The 23,647-nt window shown below is 38.8% G+C and carries 23 protein-coding genes; 10 read left to right on the top strand and 13 right to left on the bottom strand.

Annotated elements, in window-relative coordinates:
* Positions 1-4: 4 nt before the first annotated feature.
* Genes CLV96_RS03715 through purN form a run of 4 tightly spaced genes read right to left on the bottom strand, consistent with a single transcriptional unit; the run spans position 5 to position 3,588 of the window.
* The gene (locus tag CLV96_RS03715) at positions 5-676 is read right to left on the bottom strand and encodes a hypothetical protein (RefSeq protein ID WP_040917735.1); all 672 of its coding nucleotides are present in this window, start codon (positions 674-676) and stop codon (positions 5-7) included.
* Between the two features lie 43 nt (positions 677-719).
* Complete coding sequence (locus CLV96_RS03710) at positions 720-1,436, bottom strand: hypothetical protein (protein ID WP_004788706.1); 717 nt, start codon at positions 1,434-1,436, stop codon at positions 720-722.
* Positions 1,436-2,977: a bifunctional phosphoribosylaminoimidazolecarboxamide formyltransferase/IMP cyclohydrolase gene (gene purH / locus CLV96_RS03705; RefSeq protein WP_004788701.1), complete on the bottom strand. Its 1,542-nt coding sequence runs from the start codon at positions 2,975-2,977 to the stop codon at positions 1,436-1,438. Before purH ends, CLV96_RS03710 begins: the two co-directional genes overlap by 1 nt.
* On the bottom strand, positions 2,974-3,588 hold the full coding sequence (gene purN / locus CLV96_RS03700) for a phosphoribosylglycinamide formyltransferase (protein WP_004788347.1): 615 nt from the start codon (positions 3,586-3,588) through the stop codon (positions 2,974-2,976). The genes purH and purN overlap by 4 nt, the downstream gene beginning before the upstream one ends.
* 77 nt (positions 3,589-3,665) lie before the next feature.
* Between purN and fliS the strand changes: the two genes are divergently transcribed.
* The 3 genes from fliS to CLV96_RS03685 are packed head-to-tail and all read left to right on the top strand — an operon-like array spanning position 3,666 to position 5,041.
* On the top strand, positions 3,666-4,112 hold the full coding sequence (gene fliS / locus CLV96_RS03695; protein ID WP_004788455.1) for a flagellar export chaperone FliS: 447 nt from the start codon (positions 3,666-3,668) through the stop codon (positions 4,110-4,112).
* Between the two features lie 9 nt (positions 4,113-4,121).
* Complete coding sequence (locus tag CLV96_RS03690; RefSeq protein ID WP_004788971.1) at positions 4,122-4,535, top strand: hypothetical protein; 414 nt, start codon at positions 4,122-4,124, stop codon at positions 4,533-4,535.
* Entirely contained in the window at positions 4,514-5,041 is a 528-nt protein-coding gene (locus CLV96_RS03685) for a DnaJ domain-containing protein (protein WP_004788957.1), read from the top strand. The genes CLV96_RS03690 and CLV96_RS03685 overlap by 22 nt, the downstream gene beginning before the upstream one ends.
* 117 nt (positions 5,042-5,158) lie before the next feature.
* Here the strand turns inward: CLV96_RS03685 and CLV96_RS03680 are convergent, their stop codons facing one another.
* The 6 genes from CLV96_RS03680 to CLV96_RS03655 all read right to left on the bottom strand — a co-directional run bounded on the left by CLV96_RS03680 (position 5,159) and on the right by CLV96_RS03655 (position 10,383).
* Positions 5,159-6,460: a TRAP transporter large permease gene (locus CLV96_RS03680; RefSeq protein WP_004789244.1), complete on the bottom strand. Its 1,302-nt coding sequence runs from the start codon at positions 6,458-6,460 to the stop codon at positions 5,159-5,161.
* Positions 6,460-7,155 carry a TRAP transporter small permease gene (locus CLV96_RS03675; protein ID WP_004788800.1) on the bottom strand — a complete coding sequence of 232 codons (696 nt, stop codon included), beginning with the start codon at positions 7,153-7,155 and terminating at the stop codon, positions 6,460-6,462. Before CLV96_RS03675 ends, CLV96_RS03680 begins: the two co-directional genes overlap by 1 nt.
* Positions 7,156-7,176: 21 nt before the next feature.
* Entirely contained in the window at positions 7,177-8,184 is a 1,008-nt protein-coding gene (dctP, locus tag CLV96_RS03670; RefSeq protein WP_004788907.1) for a TRAP transporter substrate-binding protein DctP, read from the bottom strand.
* Positions 8,185-8,206: 22 nt separating this feature from the next.
* Positions 8,207-9,109, bottom strand: a complete 903-nt coding sequence (locus tag CLV96_RS03665) for a TRAP transporter TatT component family protein (protein ID WP_004788565.1) — start codon at positions 9,107-9,109, stop codon at positions 8,207-8,209.
* Positions 9,110-9,279: 170 nt separating this feature from the next.
* Entirely contained in the window at positions 9,280-9,762 is a 483-nt protein-coding gene (locus CLV96_RS03660; RefSeq protein ID WP_004788712.1) for an LIC11661 family lipoprotein, read from the bottom strand.
* Positions 9,763-10,383, bottom strand: a complete 621-nt coding sequence (locus tag CLV96_RS03655) for a DedA family protein (protein ID WP_004788390.1) — start codon at positions 10,381-10,383, stop codon at positions 9,763-9,765.
* A 49-nt stretch (positions 10,384-10,432) separates the two neighbouring features.
* On the opposite strand from CLV96_RS03655, the gene CLV96_RS03650 reads away from it, so the two are divergent.
* Both CLV96_RS03650 and CLV96_RS03645 read left to right on the top strand, forming a co-directional pair.
* Positions 10,433-11,593, top strand: a complete 1,161-nt coding sequence (locus CLV96_RS03650) for a deoxyguanosinetriphosphate triphosphohydrolase (protein ID WP_004788991.1) — start codon at positions 10,433-10,435, stop codon at positions 11,591-11,593.
* A 52-nt stretch (positions 11,594-11,645) separates the two neighbouring features.
* Positions 11,646-12,254, top strand: a complete 609-nt coding sequence (locus tag CLV96_RS03645; RefSeq protein ID WP_040917630.1) for a glutathione S-transferase family protein — start codon at positions 11,646-11,648, stop codon at positions 12,252-12,254.
* A gap of 53 nt (positions 12,255-12,307) precedes the next feature.
* Here CLV96_RS03645 and CLV96_RS03640 read toward each other — a convergent pair whose 3' ends face one another.
* Entirely contained in the window at positions 12,308-12,916 is a 609-nt protein-coding gene (locus CLV96_RS03640) for a nucleoside phosphorylase-I family protein (protein ID WP_004789257.1), read from the bottom strand.
* Positions 12,903-13,925, bottom strand: a complete 1,023-nt coding sequence (argC, locus tag CLV96_RS03635; RefSeq protein WP_004788874.1) for an N-acetyl-gamma-glutamyl-phosphate reductase — start codon at positions 13,923-13,925, stop codon at positions 12,903-12,905. The genes CLV96_RS03640 and argC overlap by 14 nt, the downstream gene beginning before the upstream one ends.
* Positions 13,926-14,034: 109 nt before the next feature.
* Between argC and CLV96_RS20070 the strand changes: the two genes are divergently transcribed.
* From CLV96_RS20070 to CLV96_RS03615, 4 genes are all read left to right on the top strand, one after another.
* Positions 14,035-15,624 carry a sensor histidine kinase gene (locus tag CLV96_RS20070; protein WP_004788574.1) on the top strand — a complete coding sequence of 530 codons (1,590 nt, stop codon included), beginning with the start codon at positions 14,035-14,037 and terminating at the stop codon, positions 15,622-15,624.
* A gap of 27 nt (positions 15,625-15,651) precedes the next feature.
* Positions 15,652-16,221, top strand: coding sequence for a Tll0287-like domain-containing protein (locus CLV96_RS03625; protein WP_004788662.1), 570 nt, complete (start codon positions 15,652-15,654; stop codon positions 16,219-16,221).
* A 21-nt stretch (positions 16,222-16,242) separates the two neighbouring features.
* Positions 16,243-18,951 carry a PAS domain S-box protein gene (locus tag CLV96_RS03620; RefSeq protein WP_040917631.1) on the top strand — a complete coding sequence of 903 codons (2,709 nt, stop codon included), beginning with the start codon at positions 16,243-16,245 and terminating at the stop codon, positions 18,949-18,951.
* Positions 18,952-19,184: 233 nt separating this feature from the next.
* The gene (locus CLV96_RS03615) at positions 19,185-22,346 is read left to right on the top strand and encodes an efflux RND transporter permease subunit (RefSeq protein WP_004788841.1); all 3,162 of its coding nucleotides are present in this window, start codon (positions 19,185-19,187) and stop codon (positions 22,344-22,346) included.
* A gap of 21 nt (positions 22,347-22,367) precedes the next feature.
* Here CLV96_RS03615 and CLV96_RS03610 read toward each other — a convergent pair whose 3' ends face one another.
* Positions 22,368-22,688, bottom strand: coding sequence for a YkvA family protein (locus tag CLV96_RS03610; protein WP_004788338.1), 321 nt, complete (start codon positions 22,686-22,688; stop codon positions 22,368-22,370).
* A 487-nt stretch (positions 22,689-23,175) separates the two neighbouring features.
* Here CLV96_RS03610 and CLV96_RS03600 point away from each other — a divergent pair, with 487 nt between their 5' ends.
* Positions 23,176-23,637: a VOC family protein gene (locus tag CLV96_RS03600; protein WP_004788496.1), complete on the top strand. Its 462-nt coding sequence runs from the start codon at positions 23,176-23,178 to the stop codon at positions 23,635-23,637.
* Positions 23,638-23,647: the final 10 nt, after the last annotated feature.

Here is a 23,647-nt window from a genome sequence, read left to right as displayed (position 1 = left end):
GTAACTACGGGATTAAATCCCGCAAGGTTTTTGTTTCTTGAACACTGAAGAAATCGACATAATCCTTAGCAATCACCTCTTTTAAGTTGGCGGAGAAGTAATCAATTCTGCGTGTGTAAGGAGCTTTTTTGTAACCTTCTCTCCATACTACGGCAAATCCACCTCGAGGAGGATTTTCTCTTCTTTCGACAAGTTCCCAGATAGCGGCACCAGAGACCTTATCGTCTCCAATGGATTCTTTTCTGGGTTTCCCGTATTTCTTTTCCATCTTCTCTTTGATTTTTTCGGAAGGGACCAAATTGAAAGTCACACCAACCGAGAAGAGAATTCCGTTTTCGCGAAATTCTGTTTGTCCATCGATGGAAGGGTCAGATTCTCTGCCACCTTCTCGTTTTGGACGGACTTCTTTGAGTAGTTCTGGTGTTTTATAAAAGCGATAAAGGTAGAAGATTCCATTTCGTTTGATGAGAAGGCTTTCCTCTTTTTTTTCATTTAAGAGTTCAATCTTTTCCTTTGATTCCGGATTCGTTGCCATAGACAAAAATTTTTCTCGGATGGATTCAAAGGTCATCCCCCAAGAAGCTTCTGCAAATCCGTCCAAACTATTGGGCATTTCTGTTTGGGCAGGGAGAAGTCCAGGGAGTAGAAAAAGAAGGAAAATCAGATATTTCTTCATAAGATTTCTATCGGTCAAAGTTCCAAAAAAGAGAACCTGTTTCTTACTTAAAATCATCGCGGAAAGGGTCGTCCCCCAATCCAAAATCGTCCGCCTCATTCGTAAAAGGTCCATCCTCCTCTTCTTCCCAAGTATTTTTTTCTCTGGGATTGGTGTCAGCAGAAGGCGCTCCCCAGTCATCTTCCGATTCATAGGAATCGAAAGAAGGGCTTTCTTCAAAACTCATACCAAAGATCGGTTCCCTGTTCCAGAGGAAAACCAGGACTGGGATTTGTAAAAAAACAAGGAGTAAGTAAAACAAAAAGAAAAGATCACGGTCGAGTCCGTAGTGAACTGCTCCTGCAGATAAATTTCCTAATGCCAAGCCGGAAAGGGCGGGTTTGGCAAGTGCCAAATACCGCTCACCCCGGTACGCCTCTTTTAAGAAGGGAAAGGAAAAGAAAACTGCCAAAAAGAAAATTGGCATATGAAAGATATGTTCAAAAGGCCCTGGCCCCTTTTCTCCAAGGACTGATCCAAGCAGAGACCAAAGCCAAACAAAAAGGGCACTTCCGAAAAATGCTCCAGAACCATAAATTAAATTTCCTCCTGATTCCAAAACATCCAAACAAATGCGGAATACATCCCCGCGAATCTCTGTTAGTTCTTCCCTACGGTAATTTGTTTTTTTTGAAAAGAATAAGATCTTTACGTAATAAACGATTACAGCAGTCACCAAACAAAAGAAGGTGAGAAATAGGAGGAAAAGAAAAAATTCCATTAGTGACGGAAATGCCTCATTCCAGTGAACACCATAATGAGACCATGTTCGTCTGCCGCTTGGATGACTTCCTCATCACGGATGGATCCACCAGGTTGGATGATGGCCTTCGCACCCACTTTTGCAATAGCATCTATTCCATCTCGGAAAGGAAAAAATGCGTCACTACCGACATAGGATCCCACAACAGAAAGTCCCACTTTTTGTGCTTTCATGGCACCAAGTTCCACCGAGTCCACACGAGACATTTGGCCAGCGCCAATTCCAAGAGTTGAGTTTTGGTCCGTGTAAACAATTGCATTGGATTTGATAAACTTCACACAGTTCCAAGCAAACATCAACCCTTCTAAATCATCAGCTGTTGGTTGTTTTTTCGAGACCACTTTTAGTTTGTCTTTGGTAATCAAATCATAGTCACGATTTTGAATGAGAAGTCCATGGTGGAGAGAACGTAAATCAAGTTCATCCAAGGCCTCGTCAAAATTTGTTATCGGGATCAAACGAATATTAGGTTTTTTGGAGAAGATCTCCAAGGCTTCCTCAGAAAAACTTTCTGCAATCACACCTTCAACAAAATTCTTTGTGATTTCTTCCGCTGCATCTTTTTCCACACGGCCATGAATTCCAATGATTCCCCCAAAAGCAGAAATAGGATCTGTTTTTCTTGCAAGTTCAAAGGATTCTAGAACGTTTTCGCCAAAGGCAATCCCACATGGGTTTAAGTGTTTTACGATGGAAACTGCATTTTTAGGAAGTAAACTTGCCACGTGAAATGCTGCATCAAAATCCAACATATTATTAAAAGAGAGTTCTTTTCCCTGTAAAGCTTCGAACTGAGATTTGATGAATAGTGGTTCGTAGAACGCAGCATCTTGGTGTGGGTTTTCACCATAACGCAGTTTTTGTTTTTTGTTAAAAGCAAAAGTGATTTTATCAGGATATTTGATATCTAACTTTTTATTAAAGAAGGTAGATATGGCTGAATCATAAGATGCAGTTTCCGAAAAAACTTTAGCTGCATATTGAAAGGCAGTTTCCCTTGATACTTTGCCTCTGTTTGCCGTGAACTCAGATTGGAAAGATTCGTAATCTTTTGGATCTGTCAAAACCACAACATTTTTGTGATTTTTTGCCGCCGAACGGAGCATAGACGGTCCACCAATATCGATATTTTCAATCGCATCTTCTAGTGTTACATCTGGTTTCATCACCGTTTTCACAAATGGGTAAAGATTCACAATCACAAGAGTGATGGGAACAATTCCATTACTTTCCATTTGTTTCACATGGTCGGGGTTTGTTGTGTCACCAAGAAGGCCACCATGAATTTTCGGATGCAGGGTTTTGACGCGGCCATGTAGGATTTCTGGAAAACCAGTAAACTCATCTACTTTTTTGACAGGGATTCCTGCTTTGGAGAGGGCATCATAGGTTCCACCTGTGGAAAGAATTTCCACTCCGTTTTTCGCAAGGAAGGAACATATCTCCGTGATTCCGGCTTTGTCGGAAACGGATACGAGTGCTCTTTTGATTTCGATCATTTTAGGATTTCTACCTTTCGTTCTTTGATTTTTAGTTTATCTTCACAAAACAGTTGTATAGCGAGCGGGAGAATTTTGTGTTCTTCCGCAAGGATTGCAAGGGATAGTTCTTTTTCAGTCCATTCGGGGGCAATGGCAATCGCTTTTTGCAATATGATAGGACCTGTATCCACACCTTCTTCCACAAAATGAACCGTACACCCTGCAACTTTTACCCCATAGTCCAATGCTTGTTTTTGGGAATCGAGTCCAGGGAAGGCGGGGAGTAGACTTGGATGGACATTGATGATCCTGTTTCGGAACCTACGAACAAATTCTGGTTTTAGGATTCTCATGTACCCACAAGCCACAATCAGGTCTGGGTCGAAAGTCTCTACTTCCTCCAGTAGATCTTTGTGGTAGTCAGCCTTTTGGGGATAGGACGTGTAGGGGACGACCTTGGTTGCGATTCCAAAGGATTTTGCAATACCGAGGGCCTTAGCTTCCGGGTTGTCTGTCACAAGGGCCACCAGGTCGAGCTTTAGCTTTTTTTTACGAATGTACTCGACGGAAGCGGTAAAATTGGACCCTCTGCCCGAGGCCAAAAAAACGACACGTTTTATTTTTCCCATGTGATATTCTAAGAATATTCACTTGGGTCATTAAGCAAGTATCCTTTTTGGTCGATGGGAATACTCAGGAGAAAAAAATGTCGCTTGCGAGAAAAACCGGTGCCTCTGCTTACAATGAATACAAAGCCAATGAGATATCTACCGTTAGCCAAATCAAACTGATCGTGATGCTTTTTGATGGAGCCATTCGATTCCTTGGTGTGGCCAAAGACAATATGACTCCCCGAAAATACGATGTTGTGAACAACAATATCATCAAAACCCAAGACATTATTACTGAACTTTTACTTTCGCTCAATATGGAAGAGGGGAAAGAGGTTGCTAACAACCTATTGTCCTTATACGTTTATTTGAAGAAAAGATTGTTAGAAGCCAATATGCGTAAGGATAAGGCCATCATTGAAGAGTGTATCAAAATCCTGATTGAGTTAAAAATCTCCTGGGAAGAGTTAGAAAAAAAAGACACTCCAAATCCAAACACAACTCCTGGAGCACGCCCTACTGGAATTTCCATCACTGGTTAATCTAAAAATATGATTTCTTCCAAACACTTGAGCAAACAACTTCTCGAAAAAAAGATCCAATACTTGGATTCACTCATCACCAATCTCAAACGAGAAGAAGAACTACTTTCTTATCGTGACGCAGATTCTGCTGTAAAGTTGGAATTCAAAAATGAAATTATTGTTCGTAAATTGGAAGCCATCGATCGGGAAATTTGGGAAGCAGGGGATAAGGAAATCCATACGGCAGAAGAAATTGCGATTTCTGAATCTGTATTCCAAAAGTTGGATGAAGCAAGAAATCTCCAACAAAAGGTGCAAGAATTGCTTGTTTTCGAAATGAATGAGAGTAAAAAAGAATATTGGGAATTCAGTATCAAAAGGCGATTAAAATCGCATTTGATTCAGTCCTCCGGTCTCTCATGGACAAAAAATTACTGTTAAATGATTCCCTTCATTTTTTAGGCCTTGGGCCAGGGTTTACAGAATCTGAACTCAAAGAATCATATCATAAACTAGCTAAAAAATACCATCCAGATTCCGGTGAATTTACCAGTGATGTGATGTTTTTAGAGCTAAACAAACATTACGAATCTTTAAAAGACCATCTCCTGATCCATCCAGAAGAGGAGTCTTCTTTTTCTAAAAGCGGTGACTTGTTTGTTTCCTCAGAAGTTCCTTCGAGTAGCAAACCGTCCAAAGATCCTGTATTCCAAGAATACAAATTGGCCAAGGAAAAAGAAACAGAAGCAATTTTAAATTATTATGAAAAACGAAACCTCCATCCCATTGAACTTTCGGAAAGTTTGAATAAGGAATTGGTTCAGTTACGTAAAGACTTAGAACCAGTTCTTTCCGTCTATGCAGAGATTTTAAAAAAACATCCGACAAGTCTTTGGGCAAAAGATGCCAAAGATTCGTTAGAACGACTTCGCGTTTGGTGGAGTTAAAACAAAAAAGCCGGAGTAGATCTCCGGCTTTTTTTTCTCTAAATTGATTCTTTTTAATCTTGAAATATCTATGTTTTAAATGTTCGAGCAAAAAGAATCTTTCAGATACTTTTGAAATTACGGTGTGGGTGCTGCTGCTTCTCCACCGACTAGACCAAGTGAAATCTCAGGAATCCAACTGATGAGGATAAGGCCAATGAGAAATAGTCCCACAATAGGAGCTACGGATTGGATCACCTTACCTAACGGCTGTTTGAAGATTCCTGAAGCCACAAATAAGTTTACACCAACTGGCGGGGTTAAGTAACCAATTTCCAAGTTCACAATCATGATGATTCCGAAGTGAACAGGATTGATCCCATAGTTGACAGCCATTGGTGCGAGTAGTGGAGCAAGAACCAAAATCGCGCTCATAATATCCATGAACATTCCCACGATGAGTAACAAAACGTTTACTCCAATGAGGAAAGTCACAGGACTTGAAATGAGTTCAGACATTGTCGCCACGAGATTTTGTGGAATCTCATTTTCGATCATGAACTTGTTCAAACTGACCGCAAGGATTAGGATGAGGAATAAAATCCCTAACATCTCTGCACTTTCAGCCATGATTTTTGGAATCTTAGGAAAACTTAGTTCTTTGTGGATGAATACTTCCACTAGGATGGCATAAAACACTGCAATTGCTGCAGATTCCGTTGCAGTGAAGAATCCTGAATAAATTCCTCCAAGAATCACCACTGGCATAAGAAGGGCAAGAACACCTTCCTTCCATGCAGTTCGGATTTCCGCCCAGTCCCATTTCCCGCGACCTACATTTCCCGCACGTAACACGGAGTAGATCATGAGGAGTGACATGAGCAAAATTCCAGGACCAATCCCTGCAATGAAAAGATCGGTTACAGAAACCCCCACCATAATCGCATATACGATCATTGGAATACTTGGTGGAATGATGATCCCCAGTGTTCCTCCCGAGGCAAGTAGACCCATCGAAAACTGAGTGGGGTAACCTGCTTTGGTAAGAGAAGGATACATGAGACCACCAATGGCAATGAGAGTCACTGGTGACGATCCGGAGATGGCGGCAAAGATCCCACAGGAAAATACACCGGCAATGGCAAGTCCTGCAGGGATGGGAGCGGTCATCGCTTGCGCGATCCGTATGAGCCTTCTTGCAATACTTCCATGAGTCATCAAATTCCCTGCAATGATGAAAAGAGGAATCGCAAGTAGGATTTCTTTATCACCAGCAAAGAACAAATCCCCGATGATGCTATTGAGTTCTTGTAAAGATTCAAGAGGAGGATCTGGTAAAAAGTAATAACAATAGACTGTGATGGCACCCATCAGTATAATGAGTGGTTGTCTGAGTAAAATTAAAGCGAGTAAGAGTAGGAGTATTCCCCAAGAACCCATTAGTGATTCCCCCGTGAATTAGATTCGGAAAGTTCTTTTTCCGCAAGTTCCAAAGCCTCAGTGGCTTCATTGATATCGGAAGGAATGAGTGCCGGAAAAATTCCATAACAAAGATGTCTAAAACCCATTGAGAGAAATATGTAAGGGAATATCATTTGGACTTTCCATAGATGAATTTCTGTGACAGGATTTACTTCATCTAAGCTGATACTTTCTAGAACATAAATGACTGATAAGTAAGCTAGAAATAAAAAGAATAATGCAATCACCCACTGTTCGATGATTTTTACGTAATGTAGAATCGCCTTTGGTAATACTTTATCCGCAATTTCTGGACGTAGGTGCGATCCTTTTGCACTTGCGAGTGCAGACCCGAAAAGCCCACCCCATAACATAAAATAGAGCGATAGTTTTTGTGCCCAAATAATTCCACCAAGGCCTAACCACTCTAAAAATCCTGAAGTCCCGCCATGGATGGATTCTGCAATGTAAACACTCCAATCGCCGACAAAACCGGCAACACTGGTATTGGGATAGGCTTCAGTGATATCCATTACCCAATTGAAAACTTTATCGATGACCTCTCTTTTGGAAACGTCAGCAATCATGAGAAGAGTGAGCAGAAGGAAACAAATTCCTCCCGCCCATTTCTCGCCGAAACTCAAAGTATTTAGAATTCGTTCGACGAATTTCATGTATCTATATCCTTCCTTAACTTATCCGCCACAAGCTGCTTTTGCTTTTTGGATTTTGTCGAAGATCATTTTTGACTGACCTCCAATTTTACCAACTACTTGGCCCGAAACGGCACTAGCGGCAGCTTTAAATCCCGCTAAATCAGCGTTAGAAGGTTCATAAACTTGTACATCCGCTTTTTTCAAAGTGGCGATCATATTCTTCTCAATGGAACGAACCGCTTGTCTTGCCCCTGGAGCAAGTTTGTTACCTTCGCCCATAAGAGTTTTCTTTTGTTCGTCGTTCAGAGTATCCCAAAACTTTTTGGAATAAAGGATGGCTGCTGGTTGGTAAATATGGCGAGTCAAAGTGAAATACTTAATCGCTGTTTGCCATTCTGCTGCCAAAGTGAAAAGAGGAGTGTTATCAAATCCTTCTACTACACCGGTTTGAAGGGAAGGGAGAACTTCTGGGATGGCAATGGGAATCCCACTCACACCCAATTGTTTCCAATAAGCAATATGAACTGGAGATTCTTGGATTCTGATTTTAATACCTTTTAGGTCATCAGGAGTTTTGACAGGTGCAGATTTGGTTCCAATCGAACGGTATCCATTTTCAGCCCAAGTAACAAAGATAAGGCCTTTTGCTTCAAATAGTTTTCGGAAGTCTTCTTGCAGGTGATCGTCAAGAACACAATCTGCTTGTGCATATGAGTTAAATAGGTAAGGAATCTCGAGTACGTTGAGTTCTTTGACCGTATTAGCAAGAGCACCAGCAGTAAGACCAGCACCTTGCAGTTTCCCGCGAATCACTTGTTGGAGGATTTCGTTTTCTCCACCCATTTGTCCACCAGGATAAATTTTAAACTTAATTTGGCCTTGTGATTCTGATTCAATTTTCTTTTTGATTTTCGCAAGTTCGTTTGCCCATGGAGATCCTTCCGGTGCAACGGTTGCTAATTTAACGGTTGTTTGAGCAAATAAACCCCCACTGATCGTGAGGGCAATACTTACACAAACTAAATACTTTAATTGTCTTAAAAACATCTAGTTCTCCTAGTAAACTTGATTATAGTTCGTCGAGTAATTTCTTAGCTTTACGTTGTTCTACAATTTGATCCGCTTCAATTTCTGGAAGAGAAGCTGCTTTGCCTTTGATTACAAATTCTAATTGTTTTTTGAATTTGTCTTCATTTCCTTTAAGGCGACTCTCTGCATACAATACTCGTACTGCAAAGTAGTTCGGGTGTTTTGCAATTGCTTCTTCGAACAATTTGTCCGCTAATTTTTTATCACCGGTTGGTGAAAGAGCGTTACTTGCTGCATCATATCGGAGTGTCGCTGAGTAAAAGTATTCTTTTCCCATTGCTTTTTCGATTTCTTTTGCACGGTTGATCATTGCTGAGAATTTAGAGCGGTTAGAAAGAAGAGTAGTAAATCCTACCATTCGTGACCACTTGGCAAGGGATGCATATCTCCAATAAAGAGCATCGATATCTTGAGGTCCAAGAACATCCAAAGCTTTTTCGATCTCAAGTTTTTCTTTGACTACCTTGTCTCTAAATTTTGGATTCAATGCAAGAGCCGCTTCACACCAAGTCACAGCAGCATCATAATACTGGATGGATTCTTCTTTTACTTTTTCATCTGTTTCAGAATCACCTGTAAGTTTTAGCCAAAGATGTCCGTCACTTAGTAGGTAGTTTCCTCGGCAGAGCAACACTTTTACGTCAGAGTATTGAGGGTTCTCGGCCGCAAATTTTTCTAAACCAACAAGGGCTTGTCTTAGGTCTTGTTCATTTTGACGGTTTTTCCAAAGTTTTTCCAGGTCAGCAGGAAGTTTTGCTGGGCTTGTGGCTCGCTCTACGTTCGAGTCAGAGATTTTGACAGACCTTGATTTTCCGCAGGCAACGACTGAAACGAGAACAAGAGTTGCAATTGCGATTTTTGACCAATGTTTTGTTTGGTACATTTTGTATCATCCTCCAAAGATATTTGGGATTAAACATCCCTTTCTATTTGTATCCTCATGTTAGGCCTTTGTTGGTAATATTTTAGAAAAATTCTAAAATTAGTACAAAGAATTCCCATGATTCCGGAAAAAAATACACGCATTTGACTTAAATGCAAGAAAGTTTTATTTTAAGGGACAATAAGAGCATTGGACGACATAGAAACCTTATACGAACTGGTGCTATTCTGCAAGTTGACGGAAAGGCCTAAGGTCCTCATTGCAATGTAAGTACCGGGTGTGAGGGTGGCAAAAATCCGACAAGATACCCCTGCGGTATTGGGGTTTGTGGAAGGATCGATTTCAAAGGTATAGTCGAGGGGTTGTACAATGGCAGCCTGAGCTAAAATGCAAGAGTCTCCCATATTGAGGTCTGTTGGGTTTTGGGCCAAATTTTCCGTGGCACCGGAGTAAATACGGTAACCTTGGAATATGAATTCCGGATTTTGGGCTCTTACCTTGATGGTAAAATTAGAATTTCCATTGTTTGTGATGGAAATCAGTGTGGGTGGGGCTTGCACTGAGGCCGTTGTGGAGTAATTTGTGCAACCAAACACGAATAGACCAGTGAGAACAAGGGCAAAAAAACGGAATAAAAAGAGAACTGCGTTCATCTACTTTTCTCCTCTCGATTCGCGGTGTTTCCTCCGCCACCAATAGAAGACCAGTGCGGCAATGCTGACACCGACGAGAACCAAAATGATGGTTTGTCCATTACGAACCCAGCCCATCAATTCATCAAAATTATGGGCCCCGTAATATCCCAAATAGACCCAAATGGGAACGGAGATAAGGGCTGCAAATCCATCAGTTAGGAAAAAACGAATGAAACTAATTTGTTTGGAAGTACCTGCAGTAAAGAAAATAGGCATTCGAAGTCCAGGCATAAAACGCCCGAAAAAGACCACCCAACGGCCATATTTTTTAAATTGCTCTCTGACTTTGTCAAATCGTTCGGGGTGCAGGACGGTTCTCAAGATGGGAAGAGTAAGAGCTTTTTCTCCGTAATAACTCCCCAACCAAAAAACAAATGCATCACCGAGGAGAACACCAGCCATCCCCACAAAGAACATGATATGTACATTGGCATAACCCAAACCGGAAATGACACCGCCAGCAGTCAGGGAAATGTCTTCTGGAACCGGAAGTCCAAACCCACAAAGGATCAGAATTCCAAAAACGGCAAAATAACCGTATTGCATAAAAATGGAAACTAGAGTTTGTAGAAAGTCCATGAGGGATTTATACTGATTTTATGGTTTCGTTGAAAAAGGAAAGAGATTTATGAAGAAAGGGAGAAACTGGCTCCTAGAAGAAGAAGAAAAAATCCTTGCCCCATACGCTGTTCGGAGTAAAAATCCGGGAGAAAGAGAGCACTTCGAACCGGAACATCCATACAGACTTCCCTTCCAAAGAGATAGAGATCGCATCATTCATTCTCATGCTTTCAAACGATTGGAATACAAAACTCAAGTTTTTGTATACTCGGAAGGGGATCATTTTCGCAATCGACTCACTCATACATTAGAGGTGGCAGGGATTTCAAAAACCATATCCAAAGTTCTTGGACTGAATGAAGACTTAAGTGAAACTATTGCCCTGGCTCATGATTTAGGCCATTCACCTTTTGGTCATGCTGGCCAAGAGGCACTTTCTGAACTCATGCGAGGGAAGGGTGGTTTTGAACACAATAAACAATCGTTACGTGTGGTTCAAAAATTAGAACGTCGGTATCCTGAATTTCCTGGTCTCAATCTTTGCGGTGAAACTTTGCTTGGGATTATGAAACACGGAGGAGATTACCAAACTTCTGAACTACTCGATGTTCGGCGAGATTTAGGCCCTTCTTTGGAAGCGATGGTTGTAGATAGTTCCGATGAAATTACATACAGTGCACACGATTTAGAAGATGGATTGGAGAGTGGACTATTAGAACTTGCCGATGTAAAGGAACTGCAGATTTGGAAACGAATGGAAGAAGCACTTCCTAAAATCAGTTCTTTTGATATTGATTCTTTTTCCCGATCAGCAGGAAGAGTTTTACTCAACTTAATGGTTTCTGATCTGATTGATAACATTGAAGAACGATTGCAGAAGTTTTCAATCTCTTCCAGAGAGGATGTTTCCATCGCCTTTCAAACACAAAAAAAATTGGTTCAATTTTCACCGGAGTTCCAAAACGAATTTAAAGAACTCAAGTCCTTTTTGTTTAGCAAACTTTATCGCCACCCAGAAGTTTCCCGAATGAGTGAAAGGGGAAAGGAAACTATTTTTTTGTTGTTTAAACATTTCGAAGCCCATCCTGAGTCCATCCCCGAATCCTATCGGAATCGAGAAGAAGAAGAGGGGCGAATGCGAGTCATCTGCGATTACATTGCAGGGATGACAGACCGATATGCGATCGAGAAGTTGAAACGAGAAGGGATTCTCTGGTTTCCTTATTAATAGATTAGAATCAACGATAAAATTCTCAATTTTACTTTTTGGAGAGATTTGAATGTATCAATTATATGCACACCCTCGTTCGACTTATAGTATGCGCATACATATCTATTTGCGATATAGAAACCTTCCTTATGAAACCATTCCAATTGCTTTGGATAAATTAGAAAATAGGAAGAGGCCATTTTTACAAATTAATCCCTATGGGAAAGTTCCTGTCTTAAAGGATGGCGATTTTTTACTGGCAGAATCATCGGCTATCATTCGTTATTTGGAAGAGAAACATTCGTTTGCTAATCCATTTTTCTCGGAAGACTTGAAGTCCAGAGCACTTCTGAACCAAGCCATCAATCGCTGTGAGTCTGAGTTTTGTTTTCCTGGAAGTGTTATTTATTTTTCTAAAAAATTTGTTCCACCTGAAAAATGGGACACAAATCGGATGAAAGATTCTTCCAAACGGATAGGTAGGCATTTGGGTATTTTAGAAGAAATTTTGGAAACAAACGAATATCTTCATGAAAACCAATTTGGATTTTTAGAGATACTTTATGCACCTTTTATTAAAAATATAGATATGATGGAAACAAAACTTCCACTTTCAGTGGAAAATTGGATCAAACGAGTGTTAGTAAATGAAAACGTCAGGGAAGTTCTGGAAAATTGAAAGGAGGTTTTTTGTAAATGATCAGATGGATTGAGATACGGGTAAACTTTTGTTTAAGTAGTTTCCTTATCCACTTTTAGAAACTTATTTTGTAAGGAGTGGGAGAGGGTTTTCCAGTTTTTGGCCCATTCACTTGATCCATTTGGCCCTACAAGATTGGTCACAACTAAATAGGCTGTGATCGTTACTGAAAATTTTTTTGCAACTTTAGTGATTCCAAATAATTCCAAATTTTCAATTTCTAGAATTTTCCAGGATTCCTCTGGAGGCTGTTTTAAATCGATTAAAGTAATTGTAGTGGGCGCATTGCATGTTGCGTTTTGTAAGGATTTATCTTGAATAGTTTCGTAATACTCGGGAGATTCTGGAATTTGTTTGGATATCTTCAGGGCATGGGAAATCTCTTTCGAATACACTCTGTTTGGTGATATGAAAGATCCTATAGAAATTCCGCTCCATTCGTAAGCCCCGCAGGATCCGAAAAAAATAATATGGCGGATGTTTCTGTTTTTAGAAAGATACTCTGAAAGTTGGACTGCTACTTCTAAATTCCCAATACCCATCGCTTCCAAATGAGGGAACTGTCCAGAAGCCTTTAGGAGATCAATTTCTCCGGTAAAAGCACCTGTCACAAGTGTATGGTTGAGGTTATAAGGTAACAAGTCCCTCTGTTTCAGGAAAACCGTACATCAAGTTTAGATTTTGTAAGGCTTGTCCTGCTGCTCCTTTGACTAAGTTGTCGAGTGCGGAGACGATGACGAGAGTGTTTCCTTTGATACGGAATCCTAAATCTAAAAAGTTTGTATTTTGAACCTTTCTTGTTTCAACTTCTTCTGGAGTTTGATACAACCTGACGAATGGTTCTTTCTCTGCTGCTTTTTGGAATTTTTCTCTGACTTGTTCTGCGTTGATTCCTTTTGGAAATGAAATGTAAATGGTAGAAAGAATTCCTCTGTAAATCGGAAGTAAGTGCGGTGTAAAATGAATTTCTTTTTCATCTGCGCCGACAAAACCATATTCTTCCATTTCTGGTTCATGTTGGTGGTTTAAGATTTTATACGCTCTGAAATTTTCATACACATTTGTATAAGCAAATTTGATTTCTTCTGTTCGACCACCGGCACCGCTGACTCCTGATTTTGCATCGACAATCACGGGTCCTTGGATTTCTTTTCGTAAGTTGCCAAGAAGGGCAATCGGTAAAATGGCAGAAGTCGCATAACAACCAGGATTCGAAACAAAGTTTGCATTTTTTAGTTTTTCTCTGAAAAGTTCTGGTAATCCGAAGACCACTTGGTCCATCAAAGCGAATTTTGTATGAGGGAATTGGTAAGCTTTTTCAAATTTACTTTGGTTGTGGAGTCGGAATGTTCCTGAAAGGTCAATTACCTTTCTTCCTTCCTCCAAAAACTCAGGAGCTTTTTCTAAAGAAACTTCATTGGGAGTGGCAAGGACTATACCCGCATCTTTAGGAACAGGTGCCTCATGTTTATGAAATTCCAAATCAGGCAAATGACTTAAGTCAGGAAAAACTTCGCGGATGTGTTTACCATTTACTTGGTTGGACGTGACATGCACTAACTCAAAACCCGGGTGGTGGGCTAACAGTTTAGTGAGTTCTTTTCCGGTAAGACCGCCGGCACCAATGATTGCAATTTTTGTTTGTTTCATAGAAGGAACCAAGGTCAAGATTTGAGGATTGGTACGTGCTGTCAAATGGCTCTTTTTAGAATTGGCTTGATTTTATAAAAACGTCGGATCTATTGATTTGTCCCTAGTTATGCTAACATCTGCAGCTCTTCTTTTGCAATTTTCGAACCAGATGAAGTCCAAGGGGCTTCTGATTCTGATTTCAATTCGGATGGTGATTGGCTGGATTGGAGTGATTGCTGCTTTTTTGAACTGGGGAAAACCTCCGTTTTGGGTTGCTTGTTTTGTAGGGTTTTACTTTTTATCTTCTTCTTTTTTTGCTAAGTATAAAATACGCAACAAACTTGTTTCTGAATTAGGAAACCTGTCAGTGATTACTTTTTTGATATTTGATTTTTTGATCATCCTCTCTGGGTTTTATTTAACTATTTTAAGTCATCCTCGAGATCTGGTTGCCACTCCCATACAAAATGCAATTTTTTTCTCTATTTTCTTTTTATACCAACTCTATATTAGCTTTTTCCTACATCGAAAATTCTCTGCTATGATGGGAATGTTTGTGACTTTTGGTTATGTTGGTGGACTCATTCTGGCAACTTTGAATGGTGCAGAATTTTTTACAGGATATCGGCTTGTTCCTCAAACACCCAATCGAATTGTTTTGCCCCTTGAGATATTGAAAGTAATTTTACTATTAAGTATTACAATTTGTATCATTCGTCTAGTTACTTTTTTATTAGACATATTAGAAAATAATAATAAATCGTTGGTTGAGGAATTAAATAAAAGAGAAACATTGTTATTAAAAAATGATCGTTTGGTAACACTTGGTACTCTGGCTTCCAATGTGGCGCATGAAATTAACAACCCGCTTGCCGGAATTAAATCAATGAGCGAATTTTTGTTTGAAGAGGAATTGTCTTTTCTGACAAGGAAGGAACCTCTTTGGCGTGAAAAAGAAAAACAAATATTTTGGAAACACCGAACAAGAACTGAAAAAAGAGAAGATTATGATTTGATAATGAATTTATTCTACTTCTTACCCAAAGAATATCTCATTTTTTTGGCAGATCGGTGCATAGACATCGGAGTGGACTATCGAAGTTTTGAAGGATTAACAGAAGATGATACAAAAGAATGGGACTTTGTTTTTTTATGGCTTAAATTTAAAACCATGGAAAAATCGAATTTGTTGGTTTCTAATGCCATCAGTAGAACAGAAAAAGTAATTTCTACCTTTCGCCAATTTTCCTTGCCACTTTTAGAACAAGATAAATCAAAAGTTTCAGTTGGAGAAGGAATTCGGGATATCCTATTCCTTTATCATCAATATTGGGAAAGGAGTCGTCGTTTGGTCACAGAGATCGATGACCAGATTAAGGTATTTGTTAGTGAACCCGCTATGAAACTTGTATGGTCCCATTTGTTATTCAATGCCATCCAAGCGACAAGTCCGCATTCGGGAGAAGTCAAAATACGAGCGAGTTTGAAACAAGATTCAGAAGTAGAAGTTGCCATTACCGACAATGGTCCAGGAATTCCGGATTCTCTCCAAAACCAAATTTTTCAGCCATTTTTTACAACGAAAGACCAAGGAGAGGGGATTGGACTTGGACTTTATATTTCGAAAGAAATCATTAAAAATCAAAATGGAAGGATCCAATTTGAATCTCTGCCAGGAAAAACAACTTTCACTGTGATTTTACCAGTTGCAGAATGAAATGCATAGATTAAAGTTCAGGTTGATATGATTACAATAAAATCCTTAAAGCTTCGGATCACCTCTTTAGCGGGAACTATCGTTTTTGGTATTAGTTGTCAAACTAGGACATTCGATTACGAAAACATTGCAATTGCCATTACAAGTGAAGCCAAAACCAATTTGGTACAAAAACTCACGACTGCGATTGCAGAAGGAGGCACAAAACAAGCCATCCCGTTTTGCAAATTGAATGCAGTCGGGTTTACAAACCAATTAGGTAAAAAACATGGAGTTGAGTTACGAAGGATTACAGACAAACCTAGAAATTTTTCTAATTCACTTTCTGCAGAAGAAAAAGGTATTTTTTTAGAAATAGAAAAATTAAAAACAAGTGAGGGTGTATTTCCAAAGAAAACCGTCACGTCGGATGTTTCTGTGACAGTTTACATACCCATTCCAGTCGGAGGTCTTTGCCTACAATGCCATGGGGAGCCAAACCAAGAGATTCAAAAAGATACCTTGGCTGTATTGGAAAAGGAATACCCTGGTGATCTCGCGAAGGGTTATCGTGTAGGGGATTTAAGAGGACTTTTTTCCGTGAAATTTCCTAAGTAAACGAATTCAATAAAAAATAGAATGAACCCAATTACCTTTATTGCCAGCAAGCAAGAGTTATGTGAACTTGTGTTGAAAAATGGTTTGCATGGATTTTTGGTTTGGGACAACTCAACAGGAATTGTATATCCAAGCCCAGTGGCTTCAAAGTCAATGGGTATGGAGGAAGGACAACCGTTTCCTGCCGAATGCATCCTGACTCATTCCGGATTCCGCTTGGACACAATTCTTGGGAAAAAGGAATCGGTCATTGGTCGTATTTGTTTTGATCCTAATAATAGTGCTGGTTTTCCTTTCCGAATTTATCCCAAGGAATTTACTGAATCAGGGAAAAAATACATCCTTCTTGTACTAGATACAACCTTGGAAGGAGCAAATAATCCGAATCCTTACATTTTACAGTCTGCTGAATTATCACGAGATTTATTTTCTTCTTCCTTTCGAAACTCAAGTATTGGAATGAAAATTGAAAATCCGCATGGTGAGCTGATTGAGGTGAATCCAATTTTTTGCCAGTGGCTTGGTTATCCTGCAGACGAACTAAAAACAAAGTCAATATCGGAGATTACACACCCAGAAGATTTAGAATTGGAACTTTCTTATTTAGAGAAACTCAATCGCGGATCTATTCAAAGTTTTCAAATTAAAAAACGTTATATTACCAAAGATAAACGTTTGATTTGGGCCGTTTTAAATAAATCGATCATTCGAGATCATTTAGGAAATCCAGTTTATTACCTTTCACAAATCTTAGATATATCCGAGTCATTACAGGCAGAAACAGATTTACAGAATGTATCAAGGTTACTCGACCAAGTGGCAGGACTTGCAAAAATTGGTGGTTGGGACTTGGATTTAAAAACCAATAAAGCGAGTTGGACTAACGTTACTAAAAAAATTCATGAAGTACCTGATGATTACAATCCTAGTGTAGAAGGTGGAATTCAATTTTTCCAATCGGAAGAAAGTAATCGAAAAATTTCGGAAGCTGTATCTTCTCTTTTGGCAGAAGGAAAAGAATATGATTTAGAACTTGAGATGGTGACCGCAAAAGGAAACCAAACTTGGATTCGAACCATTGGCCGCGCTGAATATGAAAATGGGAAAATCATAAAAATTTACGGAATCATCCAAGACATTAATGAACGAAAAAAATGGGAAATGGCTCTTGCTGCACAAACGGCAATTTTATGGTCTTTTGTGGAACATGCTCCGGCCGCTGTTGCCATGTTAGACCAGGAAATGCGTTATGTGGCTCTTAGCCAAAGGTGGATAGAAGATTATAAAATCCCACTGACAAAGGAAGAAATCATTGGAAAAAGCCATTATGAAATTTTTCCAAATATTAGCAAGGACTGGAAAGACATTCATTCACGCGGATTACGTGGAGAAATCTTAAAACGTGATGAGGATGTTTGGAGACCTCCAGGTTGGGGAAAAGACCAGGTGATCCAATGGGAGATTCGACCTTGGAAACAATTGGGAGGTGGCATAGGAGGGATCTTGATGTTCACTCGAGATATCACCGAAGCTTATGAAACCAAACTTGAGTTAAAGGCAGCTAAAGAATTTGCTGAAAAAGCCTATAGTGCCAAATCAGAATTTTTAGCAAATATGAGCCACGAAATTAGAACCCCACTCAACGGGATCATTGGTTATTCCGATTTACTTGCGGAAACATTAGAAAATTCATCCTATAATGAATACGCTCAAATTGTAAAACAGTCAGCAAATGCTTTACTAAATATTGTAAATGATATTTTGGATTTTTCAAAGGCAGAAGCTGGAAAGTTACAACTGGCGGAAGAACCGAATAATTTAAAGAAAATGGTCTTGGAAGCAATTAAAATTGTCAATATCCAAGCGATGATGAAAGCCTTAGACATTCAGTTCCATATAGATGAAAAAATTCCTCCTGTTTTGATGTTTGATTCCAATCGTTTGCGACAAGTAATTTTAAACTTACTTGGCAATGCGATCAAATTTACTGAAAGCGGATTTGTGGAATGTAACGTCAGAAGATTGGAAGAACCCAATTCCGATTTCGTGAAACTAAGAATTTCAGTGAAGGATACAGGGATTGGAATTGCTGAAGATAGCCAAGAAAAAATATTTGATTCTTTTACTCAGGAAGATTTTTCTACAACGCGAAAGTTTGGTGGGACAGGACTTGGCCTTGCTATCTGCAAACAATTGTTAGCTTTGATGCAGTCTGATTTAAAATTAAAAAGTAAACTGAACCAGGGAAGTGAATTTTATTTTGATATCACACTAAGAATACCTCAATTTGATCCACAACTTAGTACACTCCAAACGGAAGAGAAAGAATTGAACGAAGACGACATCGTTTCTTCTGGGACTGCTCGGATTTTGGTTGTAGAAGACAATCCTGTCAACCTGGGTTTGATGAAAAACTTTATCAAACGAATCCTTCCCGAGGTAATCATTTTGGAAGCGCAAAATGGGGAAGAAGCAATCCGAGTATTTCAGGAAGAAATGCCTTCTCTCATTCTGATGGACATTCAGATGCCAGTGATGAATGGATACGATGCAACAAAAGAAATAAGAAAACATTCCAAAGGAAAAACCTTACCTATCATTGCAGTGACAGCAGGGATCATTGCTGGTGAAAAAGATAAATGCCTTGAGGTTGGAATGAATGACTATATCAGCAAACCAGTCCAAAAGGAAAATTTAAAACAGACTTTGATGAGGTGGTTAGACCTTTAATCCAATCCTTTTCTAAAAAAAAACTGTCTATTTTTTTATTAAATTCCCAGATTTCGTATTTTTTCTCTGACCCAAATGGCAAGGGTTATACGGAACTTATTTTCCTAAGTTAAAAACGGAAGTGTCGAAATTTCATTTCCCCAATCAAAATCTGTTGTTTTTCCCGTGCCAGAAAAAAAACTGACCAGTTAGTCAACTTTTTTGTTTGTATTTTAAATTTTGGGAAATAACGAATGCAAAACATTGCTAAATTCATTACCGATAAAACACTTATCATTCAATTTATATTAGTCCTTTTCGTTTTGATTGGACTTTCACGTTTACTCTCTATGCACAGGGAAGCATTTCCGAACGTGGCACTAGACAAAATCGTTGTGGAGGCACCTCTTCCTGGTGCCACCCCAGAAGAAATTGAACGTTTAGTAGCAATTCCTATTGAAAAAAAATTACGCGCTGTAGCCAAGATAGATAAAATTAGAAGTTATAACTTGGAAAACGTAAGTGTGATAATGATCTTCATTGTAGAGGGAACAAAAAATACTAAAAAAGTTTTAGATGATGTTAAGGATGCTGTTGATTCAGTTCGATTGCCAGATAACGCACAAAAGCCAAAGGTGCGAGAAATTACTACAGAAAAACAAGAAGTTATCAGTTTAGCTCTTTCATTAAAAGATGAATCCAAAGATTCTACTTCCGATTATCGCAAGTTACGTGACACTGCTAAAGCTTTCGAGGATCGTTTTTTTCAAATTAAGGAAATTGCAGAGATAGAAAAGATTGGATACAGGAATCGCGAATTTCTTGTTGAAGTGAATCCCAAAGCTCTCAACGCAAAAGAGGTTGGATTAAATACCGTTTTAAATGCTTTGGGTTCACGAAACATCAATATCCCTTCTGGCAGATTGAAAGTAAATGGAACCGAATACCTTCTTCGAACTCGTGGTGATTTTGAAGAAGCAAAAGATATGCTTTCTGTGCCCATGTTAGGAAATGAATTTGGGTTTGCTACCGTTCTAAAAGATGTAGCAAAAGTTTTTGATGGATTTGAAGAAGAAAAAACCTATGAAAAGTTAAATGGTAAAAATAGTATTATTCTTCGTGTATGGAAAACTGACCAAGCAGATATCATTACAACTGCCGATACTGTAAAAACATTAGTATCATCTATGGAAGGAAACTTTCCTGAAATTGAAACAAAAATCTATGATGACAAAAGTAGGGACGTTCGTCGACAACTCGGAGATTTGATTTTAAATTTTGAGACAGGCTTAGTCCTAGTATTGTTATCGCTAATCTTTATTTTAGGTATGCGCTTAAGTATAATGATTAGCGTTGCAATTATATTTATTTTTCTCATTGCCTTTATCTTTTTGAAACAATTTGGTTTTACAATCAATACAATTACTATTTTCGGAATGGTTATGGTACTTGGTATGATGGTGGATAACTCAATAGTTGTCGCAGAAAATACATATCGATTGATGCAAGAAGGATTGGAAAGAAGGGATGCCATTTTACAAACCTTTAAAGATGTGTTAGTTCCACTTCTGGTTTCCTTTCTTGTGATTTCTGCTGCATTTTTCCCATTACTCTTTATGAGCGGTGTGATAGGGAAATTTATTTTAGGAATTCCTGCTGTTGTGCTTGTTACACTCGCAAGTTCACTTCTTTTTGCTCTTGTATTTTTACCAAACTGGTTGAATCAATTTTTGCCAAAAAACTTTAAAGGCCAAATTAAAAAGAATGAATCCATTGAAGAAAAGGAAGGTATCTTTGGTTATGTGATTTCCGGATATAAACGAACGATGACCTTCGCATTAAAACATAGGGTTTTTGTTTTATCCATATTTACATTTATCTTTTTCTTCACATTGTTTCTTGCGGGAAGGTTTTTACCTTTTGTTATGTTTCCTTCTGGAAGTGAAGAGGACATCGAAATTAAAATTTGGATGCCAATTGGTACAACTCTTCAAAAAAATCTAGAAACTATCGAAAAGATTGAACCTGTTGTTACAAAAATGGCCGGAAAAGATTTTGTTCATTTGCGGAGTCGAATTGGAATTCATGAAAATCCAATTACAGATCCGAAACCTGGTCAAGAAGTGCACCGATCTCACCTAACAATGAAACTTGTGACTGCTGCTGATAGAAAGGAATGGGAAGATGCAAGAGTCCTTGTTAAAAAAATTCGTGAATACATTCAGGAAAATAAGGTATCTGGATATTTTCCAAAGGATATGATTTACGATGTAAATGCAAAGATCAAAGGGCCTCCTGTTGGTAAACCAGTAAGTTTGGAAATCCGGGGAGCTGACTTTGCTGTCATTCAAGAGATTGCAGATTTATATATTAAAGAACTGAAACAAATGGATGGTGTTTCTGACATTCGAATCGATTTAGAATTAGGAAAGGAAGAGTATCGGTTTTTTGTAAAGGATGAAATTGCAGGCAGAACTGATGTAAGTGCAAGAGATATTGCAAGATCTGTTCGTACTGCGTTTAACGGTGAAGTTGCCTCTACGATTAGTAAAGGTGAAGATAAAATTAACATCCTTGTTCGTTTTCCAGAAGCAGAAAGACAATCGGTTGCGAGTTTGAATTTGGTGAAGGTTGAAAATAGGAACCGAAGACTAATTCCTTTGAATCAGGTTGCCTATTTTGAAAAAGACCGTGATTACTCCATGATCAATAGGCAAGACCTTCAACGCGTAGTGCGACTCGAAGCTTCGGTTGATACAGATAAAACAACCTCCTTGTTTGTCAACAGGCAACTTAAGAATTTAGTGAATGTTGATAAATATTCAAAAGATAGTTATTCCGTCATCTTTGGCGGTGAACAGGAAGATGCAGGTAAGTCTTTCCGAGATTTGGGTATTTCGATGTTACTTGCCGTTGCAGTCATTTTTGGAATCTTCATTGTCTATTTTAATTCCATAGGTACAACAACCGTCATCATTGGATCCATACCTTTTGGAATCGTTGGTGTTCTTTTTGCACTTATGACACATGGTATGCCCTTAAGTTTTATGAGTACTTTAGCAATAGTAGCTCTCAGTGGGTCAATTGTCGCCAATACTCTGATCCTTATTACCTTTATCGAAGAACTCCGTTTGCAAGGTATGTCGATTGAGGACGCTATTATCAACGGTGGTGCTATTCGTTTGCGACCTATCTTTTTAACAACGATTAGTACTGTGATTGGGCTTGTGCCAAGTGCTTACGGGATTCCTACTTTGGACCCCTTTGTGCAGCCCCTTTCACTTGCCTTCGGTTGGGGATTATTTTTTGCAACAGGGGTGACATTGGTTTTTGTTCCTGTTTTATACCGTATCAAAGAGGATTTTAAACATATCTTTTCCAAGGTATCTTTTTCCCGGTTTTTGGGAAAACGTTAGTTTGTTAAGAAGCAAAGGCTTTTAGTCTGATAAAGACTCATTTGCCTTTGCGTAATGTTCTGGTTTTAGTTGGGATTTAATTAAGAGAAGAGTGCTTGCGACCACCCCCGCATCATCAGTGTATCCTAAGGCTAGAATCACATCAGGGATCGCATCGATCGGAGAAATAAAATATAACAAAGCGAATGCGATGGAGGCTTTTGCTGTTAGCGATGTATTTTCATCCAATAAACAATAATACATGGCGATGACGTCTTTCACGAAAGGTATTTTTTTTCCTGTCTCTTTTATTTTTTTCCAGAAGTTCGTTTTGATAAATTCTATTTTTTCGTTTTCTTTCATATTGGTATTATTCGGCTGTTTTCCCATTTTTTAATAGGTATAGAACAAAGTAGTCAATCCTTCTTAATTCTTTGACTCTATATTCGCACCTGCTCGAACTAAAAGTTCAAGAAAAATAGTATTATCTTTTTTGCTCTAATTCTAAAGTTATTTAGGATTTGATACTAACGCAGTTACCTAGTCGCCGATGGGAGATTTATTGTAGAAGTGATTTTGATTATTGCGGTGGAGTTAGTGAAGAAGCAATTCGTGAATTTTTGCAGAAATTTCAGATCCTTAACTCGCAATTTACCACCTTACTCATTTTTGCGGAATAAATTACGCAATCTAAAATGATCGTATACCAAATGATTTTTTCAAAATTGGAGATTCTTAATTAACAGAAATCACCTAAACCATCTAGAAAAATAATTTTCACTGAATGGTCTTTAGAAGAATATGGAAAGGTAAAAATATTTTTCATAAATTGGAACAATCGAGGTAAATCATGTCCCGTCCCTTCAAAGTATTAGGAATCCAACAAGTCGCTATTGGCGGTGAGTCAAAAGAAAAATTATCCAAGTTTTGGGTTGATGTGATGGGACTTACAAAAGTGTCTGATTATAAAAGTGAAAAAGAAAATGTTGATGAAGATATTTTGTCCATGGGAAATGGACCTTTCAAAGTTGAGATCGACTTGATGCAACCTATTGATCCAAACAAAAGCCCGAAAGTTCACGATCCAAAACTCAATCATATAGGGCTTTGGATTGATAAATTGGAAGAATGTGTCGATTATTTGACGAAACAAGGAGTTCGATTCACTCCTGGTGGGATTCGGAAAGGGGCTGCTGGTTATAATGTTTGTTTCATTCATCCAAAGGGGAATGAAGAATTTCCTCTTTGTAGCGAAGGCGTACTTGTGGAACTTGTTCAAGCTCCAGAAGATGTGATCAAGGCATTAGGCTAATGAAAACGGC

This window comes from Leptospira meyeri, assembly GCF_004368965.1.
Lineage (GTDB): Bacteria > Spirochaetota > Leptospiria > Leptospirales > Leptospiraceae > Leptospira_A > Leptospira_A meyeri.
The sequence above is the reverse complement of the archived record's forward strand: the minus strand, read 5'-3'. Positions and strand labels throughout refer to the sequence as shown.